Below are 14,333 nucleotides of genomic sequence, written 5' to 3'. Positions count from 1 at the left end.
CTTCAGTCCGTGTCTTCGACCGTCTCGACCTTTGAATAGACACGCGGCGGAATGACGTCGGGATAATCGACCTGCATGAAATAGAGACCATCCGGCGGCGCGACTGGGCCGCAGGCTTTGCGATCCCGTGCTTCCAGTGCCGCGCGCACGTCTTCCGGTGTCATGCTGCCTTCACCGGCCATTTTAAGCGTTCCGGCAAAAGAGCGTATCTGGTTGTGGAGAAAGCTCTGCGCGGTGGCGCGTATCTCGATAAGATCGCCATTGCGCGTCACATCCAGCCGGTCGAGCGTTCTGACCGGGCTGCTCGCCTGACAATGAACCGAGCGGAAAGTGGTAAAATCGTGCCGGCCGACGAGCATCTGTGCAGCTTCATGCATGTGTTCGTGGTCCAGATCTTTCGATACCCACCATGCGCGCTTGTGCTCGAGTGCCAGCCGCGCTTTCCGGCAAATGATGCGGTACAGATAATGGCGGCGAAGCGCGGAGAAGCGCGCGTCGAAATCCTCGGTCACCGCCGTTACGTCGACAACCGAGACGGCCTCTTTCGCCATGGCCAGATGGGCGTTGAGAGCATTGCGAAGCTTATATGGCGCCCAATCGCGGGAAAGATCGACATGAGCTACCTGTCCCACGGCATGCACGCCGGAATCGGTGCGGCCAGCGCCGCGAATAGAAACGGTTTCGCCGGTCAGCGACCGGACGGCAGCTTCAAGCGCGCCCTGAACTGAAGGGCCGTTATCCTGTCTCTGCCAGCCGAAGTAAGGCGTACCGTCATATTCGACGGTCATGCGGAAACGCGGCATCAGCCGAGCCTCGTTCTGGCGGGAACGGGTGTGCCACGAACGAAATCGGCAGCCGACAGCGGCTTGCCACCCGCCTTCTGCAAACGGGTAAGCCGCACCGCGCCACTGCCGCAGGCGATGGTCAGGGCGTCATCGAGCACAGCGCCCGCTTCGCCCATACCGCTCGCCAGCTCTGACGCCAGAACCTTCACGCGCTCGGCCTTACCGCCGATTTCCATTTCCAGCCAGGCGCCGGGGAAAGGCGAAAGGCCGCGGATATGGTTATGGACGTCCTGTGCCGGCCGGGAAAAATTAATCCGGGTCTCGCCCTTGTCGATTTTCGAGGCATAAACGACGCCTTCTTCCGGCTGCGCAACGAGAGGAAGATCGTCTGCTTCCAGCTTGTCCATCGCCTGCCGCATCAGCCGCGCGCCTGTCAGCATCAGGCTGTCGTGCAATTCACCTGCCGTGGTATTCTCACCGATCGTGACCTTGGCGGTCAGCGCCACCGGGCCGGTATCGAGCCCCTTTTCCATTTTCATGACCATCATGCCCGTCTCGGCATCGCCAGCCATGATCGCCCGCTGAATGGGAGCAGCGCCGCGCCAGCGCGGCAGCAACGAGGCGTGGCCGTTATAGCAGCCAAGACGCGTACCGCTCAGGATTGCCTCGGGCAATAGCAGCCCATAGGCAACGACAACAGCGACATCGGCGTTGAATTCCCTGAATTGCTGCCGGTCTTCCTCGGCCTTGAAATTCACCGGCGTCAGCACGGGCAGACCCAGCAGTTCGGCCGCCTGATGCACCGGCGATTTCTGCAGATCGAGGCCACGGCGACCGCCTGGACGCGGCGGCTGCGTATAAACGGCAACGACCTCGTGACCAGCGTCCACCAATGCACGCAGCGTGGGAACGGAAAAATCCGGCGTGCCCATGAAAATGATGCGAAGAGCCATATCGCCCCCTGCCCTCTATGCCGGTCCGTCTACATATTTAAGACGAATCAGACCTTAGCGCGGGCTGCTTTGGTGAATTTCTTGATGACCATTTCTCGCTTCAGGCGCGAAATATGGTCGATGAACAGAATGCCGTTCAGGTGGTCGATCTCATGCTGCAGACACGTCGCCAGAAGTCCGTCCGCATCGACCGTCTGCTGCTTTCCGTCACGATCGACATATCGCACTGTCAGGGATGCGGGACGCTCTACCTCGGCATAATAATCGGGAATGGAGAGACACCCTTCCTCATAGGCCGAGACGTCGTCCGACACTCTGAGGATTTCCGGATTGATGAAGACGACCGGCTTTTTCTCCTCGTCCTCGCGCGAAACGTCGATCACCAGCATGCGGCGCGGCACGCCCACCTGAATGGCGGCAAGGCCGATACCCGGCGCATCATACATGGTTTCGAGCATATCGTCGGCAAGGCGCAACACTTCGGCATCCACCTGTTCGATGGGCCTTGATTGCTGGCGCAGCACGGGATCGGGCAAAATGATAAGCGGTTTGATAGTCATGGCTTCCCATAACGTATCTCTTGCGCGGAGGAAATAAAAAATACGCGGTCGAAATGGGACCTTCGGCTGGTTTTGCCCGACTCAATTCCGCCGCATGAATGTTCTTGTTTTGATCTTACGAATCACTGGAAATCTGGTAGATTTAGCCATGAGCATCGATTTCTCTTTTCTCCTCGATCCCGCCTTGCGGGCCGGCTCCGTCGACATCAGCTTCGGCGGGCTTCTTGCGGCTCTCGTTTTCGGCCTTTCCGCTTTCTGGATGGTCACGAAAAGTCGTGGGAAAAAAGCGGAAGCCGATGGTGAAATTTCCGATCTGTTGAAGACCCAGTCGGAACTGCACGGCCGGATCGCGGCGATGGCCGAGACGCTCGGCACGCGCCAGAGCGAGATGGGCCAGACGATCAACCAGCGCCTCGACGGCATGTCGCAGCGGCTGGGCGAGACGCTGACCGAGCAGACCCGGTCGACACACGAGAATCTAAGCCGCCTGCAGGAGCGGCTTGCGGTTATCGATGCCGCCCAGGGTAATATTCAGGATCTGGCAAAGGACGTGGTCGGGCTTCAGGCGATCCTCTCCAACAAGCAGACGCGCGGCGCTTTCGGGCAGGCGCGCATGGAAGCGCTGATCGCCGATGCGCTTCCCGCCGGGGCCTTTCAGCTTCAGCCCACGCTTTCGAATGGCTACCGACCGGATTGCATCATCAGGATGCCGAATAACGCCCCGTCCCTCGTCATCGACGCCAAGTTTCCGCTGGAGGCGTGGAATGCGCTGAAGGCGGATGAAACGCCCGAGGGCAAACGGGCTGCGACCCAGCAGTTCCGCCGCGATATGGAAGTGCATATTCGCGACGTGGCGGAGAAATATCTGATACGCGGCGAAACCCAGGATACGGCCTTCATCTTCGTGCCGTCGGAATCGATCTTCGCCGATATTCACCAGCATTTCGAATATCTGGTACAGCGTGCCCATCGCGCTCGTGTCGTCATTGTCTCGCCATCGCTTTTGATGCTGTCGGTGCAGGTTATCCAGTCGGTGCTGAAGGACCAGCGCATGCGCGAGCAGGCGCACCTCATTCAGGGTGAAGTCGCGCTTCTCATGGATGACGTGCGGCGGCTGGACGACCGGACGCGCAAGCTGCAAGCCCATTTCGGGCTGGCGCAGAAAGATGTCGACATGATGCTGATCTCCTCCGACAAGGTGCTGGCGCGTGGCCAGAAGATCGAGGGCCTCGATTTTTCGCCGACGGAAAAGGAGACCTCCCATAGCGAAATCGAGCAGGCGCGACGCTTTGCAGAGAACAGGGCAGGAACGGCCAAGTTGCGGGTGGTTGACGACGAGTGATCCCCTCGGGCAAAGTCGCCGCCTTGCTTTGAATTTCATACGGACATGCCCTGATGATTACTGTTTTCGGCTCCATCAACATGGATCTCGTCGCCACCGCCAAACGCCTGCCCAAACCCGGTGAAACCGTGACGGGAGAAACCTTTTCCACGGCGGCCGGCGGAAAGGGAGCCAATCAGGCGCTTGCCGCACGGCGCGCAGGTGCAACGGTCAAAATGGCGGGCGCTACGGGTGATGACACCTTTGCCGCGCCAGCGCTGACATTGCTGCGCGATGCCGGCACCGATCTGTCGCTCGTCAAGACTGCGCCCGGCCCCACGGGAACCGCCGTAATCCTGATCGGTGAAGGCGGGGAGAACATGATCTCGGTCATTCCCGCCGCCAATGGCGAAGTTTCCGCATCCGACGCCGCAAGAGCCGTGGCGGAGATGGCAGCGGGCGATATTCTGATGCTTCAGTTCGAGGTGCCCGCACCCTCAATCGAAGCAGCACTGACGGCCGCGAAGGCTAAACGTATCACCACTATCATCAATACCGCGCCGCTGACCGCGGACGGGCCGCGCCTTGCCAGCCTTTCCGATATCGTCATCGCCAATGAAACCGAGTTCGAACTGCTGATCGGCAAAAACGGACTTTCAGCCTCCGAACGGGAAAATGAACTCAAATCCCTGCATGAGCAGACCGGCCAGACATTGATCGTGACGCTTGGTGCTGATGGCGTAATCGCCATTCGCAACGGCAAGGTCTTCAAGGCGTCCGGTCTCAAGATCGAGCCGGTCGATACTGTTGGCGCTGGCGATACATTCTGCGGTTATCTCGCCGCCAGCCTCGATCAGGGTATGGATTTCGAAAAGGCGCTGAAGCGCGCCGCCGTCGCAGGCTCGCTCGCCTGCACCCGCGCCGGCGCACAGCCTTCCATTCCGGTTGCTGCCGAAGTGGACGCGAATATCTGACGGTTCGAGCTGTTAAATGCGAATGAAAGTGAGATAGGCCGAGCTGCGGCCTTCTCTTTTCGCCTTGTTCTCATAACGCGTGCCCGGCCAGTTGGCATAGGGGGTGTGCCAGTCCTCGGCACTTGCCGCCGTCCACTCGAAACCGCCGTGGCGGGCGCAATGCTGTAGCGTCCAGTTGACGTAGGTATCGATATCGGAAGCAAAGCAGAACTTGCCACCGGGTTTCAGGACGCGATGGAAACGGGCAAGATTGACGTCGGAAACGAAACGGCGCTTCCAGTGCTTCTTCTTCGGCCAGGGATCGGGATAGAGTAGATCGATGTGATCGATCGACCCATCCGGCAGCCAATCCAGCAATTGCGTCGCGTCATCATCGTAAAGGCGGATATTCATCAACTCGCCTTCACGCACGCTTGCCAGCAGCTTGGCCATGGAATTGACGAAGGGCTCGACGCCGATAAAGCCGGTCTCAGGATTTTCAGCCGCGCGGTGGGCAAGGTGCTCGCCGCCGCCGAAACCGATTTCCAGACGGACCGATTTCACATCCGCCGGAAAGAGAGCGACGAGATTTTTCGGAGGCGCGCTTTCCAGATCGATTTTCAGCAAAGGCAGCAGGTTTTCGATTGTATCGATCTGCTGATTGCGCAGGGGCTTGCCCTTGCGTCTGCCAAAAAACGCTTCCGTTGCGCGCGAACGCCGCTCTTCCGTCATGTCATACTCTCAAGAACAAATAGACTAAACCCGCACAGGGCCACTTGAATGGCACTATGCGGGTTACAAATGGTGCAACCGGTATCTCTCAATCCCCGTCGAATGACAAGGCTTAGAACAAGTCCCCGCATTTTCCGAACGTAAAATCGCTACGCAATTTTACTGGAAATGCTTCAAGCGCTCAAAGCTTCCTTGAGCGGCTTCACCAGATCGAGCTTCTCCCAAGAGAAGGAACCGTCACGGCCCGCCTTGCGACCGAAATGGCCGTAGGAGGACGTCTTGGCATAGATCGGCTTGTTGAGATCGAGATGACGGCGAATGCCCGACGGCGACAGATCCATGACCTTGCGGATGGCGCCTTCGACCTGATCTTCGCTGACCTTGCCGGTACCGTGCAGATCGACATAAATCGACAGAGGCTGGGCGATGCCGATCGCGTAGGAAATCTGAATGGTGCAGCGCTCGGCCAGACCGGCAGCCACCACGTTCTTGGCCAGATAGCGGGCAGCATAGGCCGCGGAACGGTCGACCTTGGTCGTGTCCTTGCCGGAGAATGCACCGCCGCCATGGGGGGCAGCACCGCCATAGGTGTCCACGATGATTTTGCGGCCGGTCAGACCCGCATCGCCATCCGGACCACCAATGACGAATTTGCCCGTCGGGTTAATATACCACTGGCAATCATCGGCGATCTTCAGGTCACCCAGCGCTTCGCGGATATAAGGTTCGACAACTTCGCGAACCTTCTTCGAATCCCAGCTGGCATCGAGATGCTGCGTGGACAAAACGATGGAAACGGCTTCCGAAGCCTTGCCGTCGACGTAACGAACCGTCACCTGGCTCTTGGCGTCGGGACCGAGTTTCGCAGCTTCGCCTTCGCCGCTTTTACGGGCGGTCGCGAGCAGCTGCAGAATACGGTGGGAATAATAGATCGGAGCCGGCATCAGGTCCGGCGTTTCCTTGCAGGCGTAACCGAACATGATGCCCTGGTCGCCGGCACCCTCGTCGCCCTGCTTGTCGGAGGCGTTGTCCACGCCCTGCGCGATATCCGCCGACTGCGGATGCAGGAGAACGTCGATCTTCGCCGTCTTCCAGTGGAAACCATCCTGCTCGTAGCCGATGTCGCGGATCGCCTTGCGGGCAGCCGACTTGAACTTCGAGGGATTGATGACCGGGTGGCCAGCAGCATCCTTGAGAACCTTGCCGTCCTTGTCCTTTTTCAGCAGGGTATCGGGAACCCGAACCTCACCGGCGATAATGACGCGGTTCGTCGTCGCAAGCGTTTCGCATGCGATGCGCACGGTCCAGGGGTCGACACCCGTCTTGGATGCCTCACGATAGATGAGATCCACGATTTCATCGGAAATACGATCACAAACCTTGTCCGGATGACCTTCGGCCACGGACTCGCTGGTGAACAGGTAATTGGCACGCATGCGGGATTCCCCTCAAAGAACGGTCTTCGAGTTTGTTAGTCATTTCGGCCATGAAAGACAAGGACACAACCACATAAATATATCTTTATGTGAGAATTCCTTTCTAATTGGGCACAAAAAAACGGCCCTTGCGGACCGTTGAGTGTCCAGCGCCGTACGCTGGAAAATAAAGCAGTCGCCTGCGAGTGCTACTCGGCATCCCCTTCGGCGGCGAGCGACTTGACGAGATCAACGAGGCGGCGGCGAACCTTCGGGTCGGCGATCTTCACGAAAGCGCGGTTCAGTTGCAAGCCTTCGGCAGACGACAGGAAATCCACCACGTAATTGGAACTCGATGCTTCTGCCATGCCCGTCGTGCCGACGGCCTGATCACCCGGCGCGTCCTCGAAGAAGAAGGAAACCGGCACATTCAGGATCGCGGAGATATTCTGCAGGCGGCTGGCGCCCACGCGGTTCGTGCCCTTTTCATACTTCTGAATTTGCTGAAAAGTAATTCCGAGGCTTTCACCCAGCTTTTCCTGGCTCATGCCCAGCATGGTTCTGCGAAGACGAATTCGGCTTCCGACATGAATGTCGATGGGGTTAGGCTTTTTCTTATTTTCGGTCATCATGCGGTCCTGACACTCGGAAAGGGTTGATATCTCGTTTCATTGCTTATTCGAAGAAATGAGCTGGTATTTCGACAGCGTCTAAACTTGTTTTACGACTGACGTATTCACTATGCAATTGTAGGGGTTCCCGGTCAATTCTGGCGCCGGGCAAAACGCCAGGCAGAAAATACCGAAACGGTCAGCATGATAGAAAAAATCAACCAGAAATACGTCCGATGTATGTCGTAAGTAACAGCGTCATTTGCCCCACCACTCAAGGTGGCGTCAACAATTCCGACCCGGCCGTAATCCAACCCGGCAATAATACGACCATAGGGATCTATAACGGCTGAAATTCCGGTATTAGCGCCGCGAATCACCGGCACTCCCGTTTCAACGGCCCGTACTCTTGCCTGCAGAAAATGCTGATAAGGGCCGGGTGTATCGCCGAACCAGCCATCATTCGTGACGTTCAGGATCGCTGCGGCGCCCGCCAGACCAGGGGTCATCTCTTCGGGAAAAATGATCTCGTAGCAGATCAGGGGATAGAGGGTTTTACCGGAAGGAAGCGTCAAAGGCGTGCGCGAAGACGCGGCTGAAAAGCCGCCCGGCAGACTGATGACATTATTGATGCCGAATCCCCGTAGAATATCTTCGAAAGGGACATATTCTCCAAAGGGTGTCAGATGGACCTTGTCGGTCGCGCCGATGATCTCGCCCTGACTGTCAATCGCATAGACCGAATTGTAGTAACGCGGAGGCCGGCCGGCACCGGCATCTTCCATTCTGACCGCACCGGTAAACAGGACCTGCCCGTCCTCAAGCGTCTTGGCGATTTCCGCCAGAGCGTCCGGATTTTGCGTCAGGATGAAAGGCACGGAGGTTTCCGGCCAAACAATGATATCTGGGCGTTTTTTTCCTTCGCCGGGCGGCAGGCCCGTCAAGCGCAGATGCTCGCTGAAAATCTCGGCCCTGTCTGCATTCAGCATCTTGCGGGACTGGTCGATCGACGGCTGCACGATCCTCACGGTCAGCGCATCCGCAGGTGTCTCCAACGGTGTCTGAAGGCGGTAAAAGCCATAACCAAAATGGCCAGCCAGCAGCAGGCCCGCCACAATGAGACCCGGCCACATGCCTTTTTTCGTGCCGATCAAGGCAGGCGAGGCGAAGATGAAGACGGCAAGCGTGGTGACACCAAAAAGACCAAGCAGATGCGCCGACTGCATCATGATCGGCACAGGCATGATGCCATAACCGATAGCGTTCCAGGGAAAGCCAGTTGCTATGAAGCTGCGGAGCCATTCCAAAAGGCCGAATGCGGCCGCAAGTGCGGCGATACGGCCGAGACCGTCCGACCAGACGATATTGGCGGCTGCGACCGCAAAACCGTAAAACACGGCGAGAACAGCCGGAAGGCCGAGGATGGCGAGCGGTAGCGCCCAGGCGAACTCGTCAGCTTCCAGCAGGAGCGCATTGCCCAGCCACCACAGGCCCGCCACGAAATAACCAAGGCCGAAACACCAACCGATGCCGAAAGCGGGCATGATGCGGCTGAAGATGCCGCCGCCCGGCTTGCCGGTGCAGCCATCGACCAACCAGACAAGCAGGGTGAAAGACAAAAAAAGCGCTGCGAAAAAGCCAACCGGAGGCAAGGCAAGCGCTCCAACCGCGCCTGCGGCAATCGCCATCACTGCGCGGCTTTTGCCGCCGGCCAGCATTACCCTGCCTGCAAGACGCTCCATGCCATCTCCGTTTAATGCCCACCCGGAAAAGCCCAACCCGGCATGGCCGCGCAAAGGAATTTCCCTTTAGACTCGACGTAAAGGAAAAAAGATTCGCAGTCCACAGAAGGGATGATCGCCGGAGCACCGTGCGTCCTTTTGGACTCTTGATGACGCGTTCAAGGAGCGGCGGCGACGGGGAGCATCCCGTCGCCCACCTCAGTCAGCGTTTTGCTGGTGGGTGATGAGGCGAACATCCGGCGCGGGCAGCGGAATAACCTCATCGGCATCGGCATCGCCCGGCGCGCGGTCATCCTGCCCTTCCGAGCCATGATCGCGGACGATACGGACACCCTTGATACGCCTTGTATCCGCATCGAGGATCTGGAACTCGAAACCAGGTACGGCCCTGACCACTTCACCCTTGGCCGGAATGCGGCCGAGTGCGAAGAATATCAGGCCGCCGAGCGTATCGATTTCTTCAAGATGTTCGCGGACATCGAATTCCGGTCCGATTGCCTCGGCAAGTTCTGTAAGCTCTGCGCGGGCATCCGCCACCAGCACGTCGGCGGACAAACGCGAAAACATCGTCTCGTCCTTGTCGTGCTCGTCATCAATGTCACCCACGACCATCTCGACGATGTCCTCATGGCTGACGAGACCGTCCGTGCCACCATATTCGTCGATCACCAGGGCAAGCTGTGTTCTCTGTGCCTGCATGGTCTTCAAAAGATCGGAGGCCAGCATGGAGGGGGGTGCAAAAAGAATTTTACGCACCAGCCCGGCATCGGCGACCGTCTGTTCCAGATCCACCCGAGCCAGGTCAAAATTCGGTCGCGGCGAGCGCGGAGCCTTCGTCTCGCCATAGGCAACGCCACGCGATCCCACTCGGCGTTTGTTGCGCGCCTGCTTGGCGACATAGGCCAGCAGATCGCGAATGTGGATCATGCCCTTCGGATTATCCAGCGTCTCATCGTAGACCGGCATGCGGGAGCGCCCGGTTTCCTCAAAGAGGATCAGAGCTTCGCCGATGGTCATATTCTGGTCGAGACCGTCGATATCCACGCGTGGGATCATGATATCTTCGACCCGAACCTCCCGGAAACGCAGGATATTGTTCAGCATCGCCCGCTCTTCGGGCGAAAAGGCTGCACCGATTTCGGTGTCGTCCATCAGCGCGTCGGTCAAATCCTCGCGCAGGCGCTCGCCCTGTGACGGTTTCAGCAACCGTCCAATGCGCGACCAGATCGTCGATCTCGGCTTTGCATTGGAGTCGTTCCGTAAATGACTACTGCCCTCCTCCGAGGAGGACTGCTCGCCGTTTTCTCTGCCCTCATTGGCAGGTCGTGCAGAATGTTCGTTCATGGCTCCAGACAATATTCAAAGCGGTTCCTGTCCCGCGTAAGGATCAGATAGGCCAAGCACCGCCAAAATGCGAGTCTCAAGCGACTCCATTTCTTCCGCCTCCTCCTCATCCATGTGGTCATAACCGAACAGGTGCAGGAACCCATGAACAAGAAGATGGGTCAGATGATCCTCGAAACTCTTCTCAAGTTCAAGAGCCTCGCGTTCAACCGTCTCGCGCGCGATGACGATATCGCCCAGCATCGGGCCGGGCATGCCGCCCGGTTCCAGCGGAAAAGCGGGGAAAGACAAGACATTGGTTGCCTTGTCCTTGTCGCGCCATTCGGCATTGATTTCCCGGATATTTTCATCGTCGGTAAAGACCAGCGACAGTTCCACCGGCATTTTCGGGAAGGGTTGTTTCTCTTCCCGCTTCAAAAAATCAACCGCCGCATCCAGCGCCTTGGTGGCAAAGGCAAGAAGGTCCTCTTCCGAGGACCACCCTTCGGCCTCGACGCTGATTTGAATATCCAGAGCTGTCATTGTCTTGCGTCAGTTGCCCTTCAGGAGGCTTTCATCCGGCACCGCCGTGTGGGATTCGTAGGCCCGCACGATGCGCGCCACCATCGGATGGCGCACGACGTCCACATCCTTGAAGCGCACGACGGATACACCTTCCACATCGGTGAGGATTTGCAGGGCCTCGACAAGGCCCGACTTCACGCCGCGCGGAAGGTCCACCTGGCTTGGGTCGCCGGTCACGATCATGCGGCCTTTCTCACCGAGACGGGTGAGGAACATTTTCATCTGCATGGTCGTGGTGTTCTGGGCTTCGTCCAGAATGACGGCGGCGTTGGCAAGCGTGCGTCCGCGCATGAAGGCCAGCGGCGCAATTTCGATGACGCCCGCCTGAATGGCGCGCTCCACCTTGTCACCCGGCATCATGTCGTAAAGCGCGTCGTAAAGCGGGCGCAGATAAGGATCGACCTTCTCCTTCATGTCGCCCGGCAGGAAGCCAAGGCGTTCGCCCGCTTCTACTGCGGGACGCGAGAGGATGATGCGGTCGACCGCACCACGCTCCAGAAGTTGCGCTGCATGCGCCACGGCAAGATAGGTCTTGCCGGTGCCGGCGGGGCCGACGCCGAAAACCAGTTCGGATTGCTCCAGCGCCCGCATGTAGACATCCTGGGTGGGCGTTCGGGCAGCGACGGTCTTCTTGCGCGTGGAAATCTGCGCCATGGAGATCTTCGCCTTGCGCTCCATCGTCGGCAAGGTCAGCTGGTCATCTGCCGCCATGGCCATGCGGATCGCGCCTTCCACGTCGGAAACCTCGGCGGTTCCGCCCTTGAGCAGACGCTCGTAAAGGAAATCCAGCGCCCGGCGAGCCTGATTGGTGGCAACGACATCGCCGGTGATGGCAACGGAATTGCCGCGCGGGCGCGCATCAATGTTGAGGCGTTGTTCCAGCAATTTGAGGTTCTGATCGAACTGACCGAATAGCTCTCCCGCTATCCTGTTATTCTCGAACGTGAGGACGAAGTGATTGGCGTCGGTCGCGGCTTGGCGTGGCTGGCGCGATGAAGGTGATACCAATTCATGTGCGTTCAAGCGGTCAGGCTCCTGTCCCAATCAGTGTCGGCTCCTCACTCTAACTCTCTGCCACCTCGGCAAACAAGCTGTTTGGACCCGTTGCGGTGATTCGTACATTAACAATGTCACCGATTTTCAAAGTCTTTGCATCAAGATTCACAGATTGCAGCCAGGGAGAGCGACCTATCAACTGTTCAGGCATGCGGCCGGGCTTTTCCAGCAACACATCCATCGTCTTTCCGACCAGCGATTCCGCAAATTCCTTCTGCTGCCGCAAGAGCAGCGCCTGCAATCGTTCCAGCCGCTCGGCCTTCACCTCTTCCGCAACCTGATCCGTCAGATCGGCGCCCGGCGTTCCGGGGCGTGTGGAATATTTGAATGAAAAGGCCTGCGCATATTTCACCTGTTCGATGATCGCCATCGTGTCTTCGAAATCACGATCCGTCTCGCCGGGGAAGCCAACAATAAAATCCCCGGACATGGCGATATCAGGGCGGGCGGCCCGGATTTTTTCAATGAGCTGGATATATTCCTCACCTGTGTGGCGACGATTCATCGCCTTCAGAATGCGATCCGACCCGGACTGAACAGGCAAATGCAGATAGGGCATCAGAATGCGCAGGTCGCGATGTGCGCCAATCAAGCGGTCATCCATGTCGCGCGGATGGCTGGTGGTATAGCGAAGGCGTGCAAGACCGGGAATTTCCGCCAGCCGGTAAAGAAGCTCGGCAAGTCCCCATTTTTCGCCCTTCGGGCCTTCGCCCTGCCAGGCATTGACGTTCTGGCCGAGCAGCGTGATTTCGCGCACACCGGCATCTACCAGTTTCATCGCCTCATCCACGATCTGGCGCACGGGACGCGAAACTTCCGAACCACGCGTATAGGGCACAACACAGAAGGTGCAGAACTTGTCGCAGCCTTCCTGCACCGTCAAAAATGCCGTGACGCCGCGCGTACGCAGTGTTGCCTTTTCGGCCACCGGCAGATGTTCGAACTTGTCCTCAACGGCATATTCGGTCTCGATGACGCGCTCGCCGCCGCGAACCCGCTTCAGGGCGTCCGGCAGGCGATGATAGGTCTGTGGGCCGATGACGACGTCGACGGCTGGCGCACGGCGAAGGATTTCCTCGCCTTCTGCCTGTGCCACACATCCGGCAACGCCGATCACGAATTCGCGGCCCTGTTCTTCGCGCGATTTTTTCATGTCGCGCAGGCGGCCGAGCGCCGAATAGACCTTTTCAGCGGCCTTTTCGCGGATGTGACAGGTGTTCAGAAGCACCAGATCCGCCTCGCCCATATCCTCCGTCTGAACGTAACCGTCCTTCGCCAGCGCATCGCTCATGCGGACGGAATCGTAGACGTTCATCTGACAGCCATAGGTCTTGATGAAGACCTTCCTGCTGTTAGAGCCCTCGCGGGCAATCATTTCGGGGGCATCGAGGCCAAGCGTTTCCTGGGTCATGGCGGTTATCTAGTGTTTTTCACGCCCGGATTAAACAGAAAAATACCGGAAAAGCTGCAATGCTCTATTTCCGCCAGCCACCACGCAGGCTGAAGGCCAACATGGAACGGATAGAAGCGGCAATATCGGTCGCCAGACGCTTGCGGTTATCCGTGCTGTGAAACGGAACGCTGTCACCGAATGTAACGTCGACGTCGATAGCACCTGCCCTGATGATACCGAGCAGATGCGGCACCAGAGTTATGCTGCCCGGCCAGGCCGCAATGACCCGGTGGTAACGTCCCATGGCCATGCCCTGCACACGCGTAAAGGCGATTGCGACCGGCTGCACATAGACGAGCTTGCCCGGAACCTGCTCGGCAGCCGTGGAGGCTGCGCCAAACAGCGAGGATTTGACGGCAAGCATGCGGTTGCCGTCAGAGGTAGTGCCTTCCGGGAACAACACGACGATCTCGCCATCGGCCATGCGGGCGGCGATCTCGCCGACCTGCGCACCGGTGCTGCGCTTCTGCTCGCGCTGGACGAAGATGCTTTTCTGCAGACGGGCGAGCCAGCCAAAGACGGGCCAGTCACGCACTTCCGTCTTGGCGATGAACACCACGTCCGCAATACTGCCGAGAACGAGAATGTCCTTCCACGAGGCGTGGTTGACCGCCAGCATCAGCGGTTTTGCCCGCTCCACATCCCCATGGACATGCACGCGGATGCCAAGGACATGGCAGGCTATGCGGTGCCAGATGCGTGGAATGCGACGGCGAAGCTGCCAGTCGAAGGCAAGGCCCAACAGTTGCAGCGGCAGCAATATAAGCGTGACGATCAGGAGAACGACCGCAATATAGGCTGTCCGAAGCCACATCATGATTGAACCGTGCGCTTGCTCACCAGC

Annotated in this window: 14 protein-coding genes; 2 read left to right on the top strand and 12 right to left on the bottom strand. The window is 58.4% G+C overall.

Annotated features, from left to right (window positions below):
• Positions 1–2 precede the first annotated feature (2 nt).
• The 3 genes from truA to def are packed head-to-tail and all read right to left on the bottom strand — an operon-like array spanning position 3 to position 2,298.
• Positions 3–803: a tRNA pseudouridine(38-40) synthase TruA gene (gene truA, locus AB4Z23_RS01570; RefSeq protein ID WP_003514816.1), complete on the bottom strand. Its 801-nt coding sequence runs from the start codon at positions 801–803 to the stop codon at positions 3–5.
• On the bottom strand, positions 803–1,738 hold the full coding sequence (gene fmt / locus AB4Z23_RS01565) for a methionyl-tRNA formyltransferase (RefSeq protein WP_112154791.1): 936 nt from the start codon (positions 1,736–1,738) through the stop codon (positions 803–805). Before fmt ends, truA begins: the two co-directional genes overlap by 1 nt.
• 47 nt (positions 1,739–1,785) lie before the next feature.
• A complete protein-coding gene (gene def, locus AB4Z23_RS01560; RefSeq protein ID WP_065703749.1) occupies positions 1,786–2,298 on the bottom strand; it encodes a peptide deformylase in 513 nt (170 codons plus the stop codon).
• Between the two features lie 148 nt (positions 2,299–2,446).
• Between def and AB4Z23_RS01555 the strand changes: the two genes are divergently transcribed.
• Together AB4Z23_RS01555 and AB4Z23_RS01550 are read left to right on the top strand one after the other, a co-directional pair.
• Positions 2,447–3,640 (top strand): DNA recombination protein RmuC, encoded by a 1,194-nt coding sequence (locus tag AB4Z23_RS01555; protein ID WP_003514811.1) that lies wholly within the window; start codon positions 2,447–2,449, stop codon positions 3,638–3,640.
• Between the two features lie 53 nt (positions 3,641–3,693).
• Positions 3,694–4,593, top strand: a complete 900-nt coding sequence (locus AB4Z23_RS01550; RefSeq protein ID WP_421475947.1) for a ribokinase — start codon at positions 3,694–3,696, stop codon at positions 4,591–4,593.
• A 12-nt stretch (positions 4,594–4,605) separates the two neighbouring features.
• Here the strand turns inward: AB4Z23_RS01550 and trmB are convergent, their stop codons facing one another.
• From trmB to AB4Z23_RS01505, 9 genes are all read right to left on the bottom strand, one after another.
• A complete protein-coding gene (gene trmB / locus AB4Z23_RS01545; RefSeq protein ID WP_421475949.1) occupies positions 4,606–5,304 on the bottom strand; it encodes a tRNA (guanosine(46)-N7)-methyltransferase TrmB in 699 nt (232 codons plus the stop codon).
• 173 nt (positions 5,305–5,477) lie between these two features.
• Positions 5,478–6,740, bottom strand: a complete 1,263-nt coding sequence (gene metK, locus AB4Z23_RS01540; protein ID WP_003514808.1) for a methionine adenosyltransferase — start codon at positions 6,738–6,740, stop codon at positions 5,478–5,480.
• Positions 6,741–6,928: 188 nt separating this feature from the next.
• Entirely contained in the window at positions 6,929–7,348 is a 420-nt protein-coding gene (locus AB4Z23_RS01535) for a helix-turn-helix domain-containing protein (protein WP_003514807.1), read from the bottom strand.
• Between the two features lie 134 nt (positions 7,349–7,482).
• On the bottom strand, positions 7,483–9,072 hold the full coding sequence (gene lnt, locus AB4Z23_RS01530) for an apolipoprotein N-acyltransferase (protein ID WP_421475951.1): 1,590 nt from the start codon (positions 9,070–9,072) through the stop codon (positions 7,483–7,485).
• A 198-nt stretch (positions 9,073–9,270) separates the two neighbouring features.
• Positions 9,271–10,416, bottom strand: coding sequence for a hemolysin family protein (locus AB4Z23_RS01525; protein ID WP_421475953.1), 1,146 nt, complete (start codon positions 10,414–10,416; stop codon positions 9,271–9,273).
• Between the two features lie 15 nt (positions 10,417–10,431).
• The gene (gene ybeY / locus AB4Z23_RS01520; RefSeq protein WP_019564421.1) at positions 10,432–10,938 is read right to left on the bottom strand and encodes an rRNA maturation RNase YbeY; all 507 of its coding nucleotides are present in this window, start codon (positions 10,936–10,938) and stop codon (positions 10,432–10,434) included.
• 9 nt (positions 10,939–10,947) lie between these two features.
• Positions 10,948–12,003 carry a PhoH family protein gene (locus AB4Z23_RS01515; RefSeq protein ID WP_026330651.1) on the bottom strand — a complete coding sequence of 352 codons (1,056 nt, stop codon included), beginning with the start codon at positions 12,001–12,003 and terminating at the stop codon, positions 10,948–10,950.
• A 40-nt stretch (positions 12,004–12,043) separates the two neighbouring features.
• On the bottom strand, positions 12,044–13,447 hold the full coding sequence (gene miaB / locus AB4Z23_RS01510) for a tRNA (N6-isopentenyl adenosine(37)-C2)-methylthiotransferase MiaB (RefSeq protein WP_019564423.1): 1,404 nt from the start codon (positions 13,445–13,447) through the stop codon (positions 12,044–12,046).
• Between the two features lie 64 nt (positions 13,448–13,511).
• Positions 13,512–14,306 (bottom strand): lysophospholipid acyltransferase family protein, encoded by a 795-nt coding sequence (locus AB4Z23_RS01505; protein WP_441359972.1) that lies wholly within the window; start codon positions 14,304–14,306, stop codon positions 13,512–13,514.
• Between the last annotated feature and the right edge of the window lie 27 nt (positions 14,307–14,333).

This window comes from Agrobacterium sp. MCAB5, assembly GCF_052114365.1.
Classification (GTDB): Bacteria; Pseudomonadota; Alphaproteobacteria; order Rhizobiales; family Rhizobiaceae; genus Agrobacterium; species Agrobacterium tumefaciens.
Note: the sequence above shows the minus strand (reverse complement) of the source record. Positions and strands in the feature narration are given on the sequence as shown.

Excerpts from the sequence above, each read along its gene's own strand:
- truA (WP_003514816.1), bottom strand. The coding sequence starts at position 803 with ATGCCGCGTTTCCGCATGACCGTCGAATATGACGGTACGCCTTACTTC.
- fmt (WP_112154791.1), bottom strand. The coding sequence starts at position 1,738 with ATGGCTCTTCGCATCATTTTCATGGGCACGCCGGATTTTTCCGTTCCC.
- def (WP_065703749.1), bottom strand. The coding sequence starts at position 2,298 with ATGACTATCAAACCGCTTATCATTTTGCCCGATCCCGTGCTGCGCCAG.
- AB4Z23_RS01555 (WP_003514811.1), top strand. The coding sequence starts at position 2,447 with ATGAGCATCGATTTCTCTTTTCTCCTCGATCCCGCCTTGCGGGCCGGC.
- AB4Z23_RS01550 (WP_421475947.1), top strand. The coding sequence starts at position 3,694 with ATGATTACTGTTTTCGGCTCCATCAACATGGATCTCGTCGCCACCGCC.
- trmB (WP_421475949.1), bottom strand. The coding sequence starts at position 5,304 with ATGACGGAAGAGCGGCGTTCGCGCGCAACGGAAGCGTTTTTTGGCAGA.
- metK (WP_003514808.1), bottom strand. The coding sequence starts at position 6,740 with ATGCGTGCCAATTACCTGTTCACCAGCGAGTCCGTGGCCGAAGGTCAT.
- AB4Z23_RS01535 (WP_003514807.1), bottom strand. The coding sequence starts at position 7,348 with ATGACCGAAAATAAGAAAAAGCCTAACCCCATCGACATTCATGTCGGA.
- lnt (WP_421475951.1), bottom strand. The coding sequence starts at position 9,072 with ATGGAGCGTCTTGCAGGCAGGGTAATGCTGGCCGGCGGCAAAAGCCGC.
- AB4Z23_RS01525 (WP_421475953.1), bottom strand. The coding sequence starts at position 10,416 with ATGAACGAACATTCTGCACGACCTGCCAATGAGGGCAGAGAAAACGGC.
- ybeY (WP_019564421.1), bottom strand. The coding sequence starts at position 10,938 with ATGACAGCTCTGGATATTCAAATCAGCGTCGAGGCCGAAGGGTGGTCC.
- miaB (WP_019564423.1), bottom strand. The coding sequence starts at position 13,447 with ATGACCCAGGAAACGCTTGGCCTCGATGCCCCCGAAATGATTGCCCGC.
- AB4Z23_RS01505 (WP_441359972.1), bottom strand. The coding sequence starts at position 14,306 with ATGATGTGGCTTCGGACAGCCTATATTGCGGTCGTTCTCCTGATCGTC.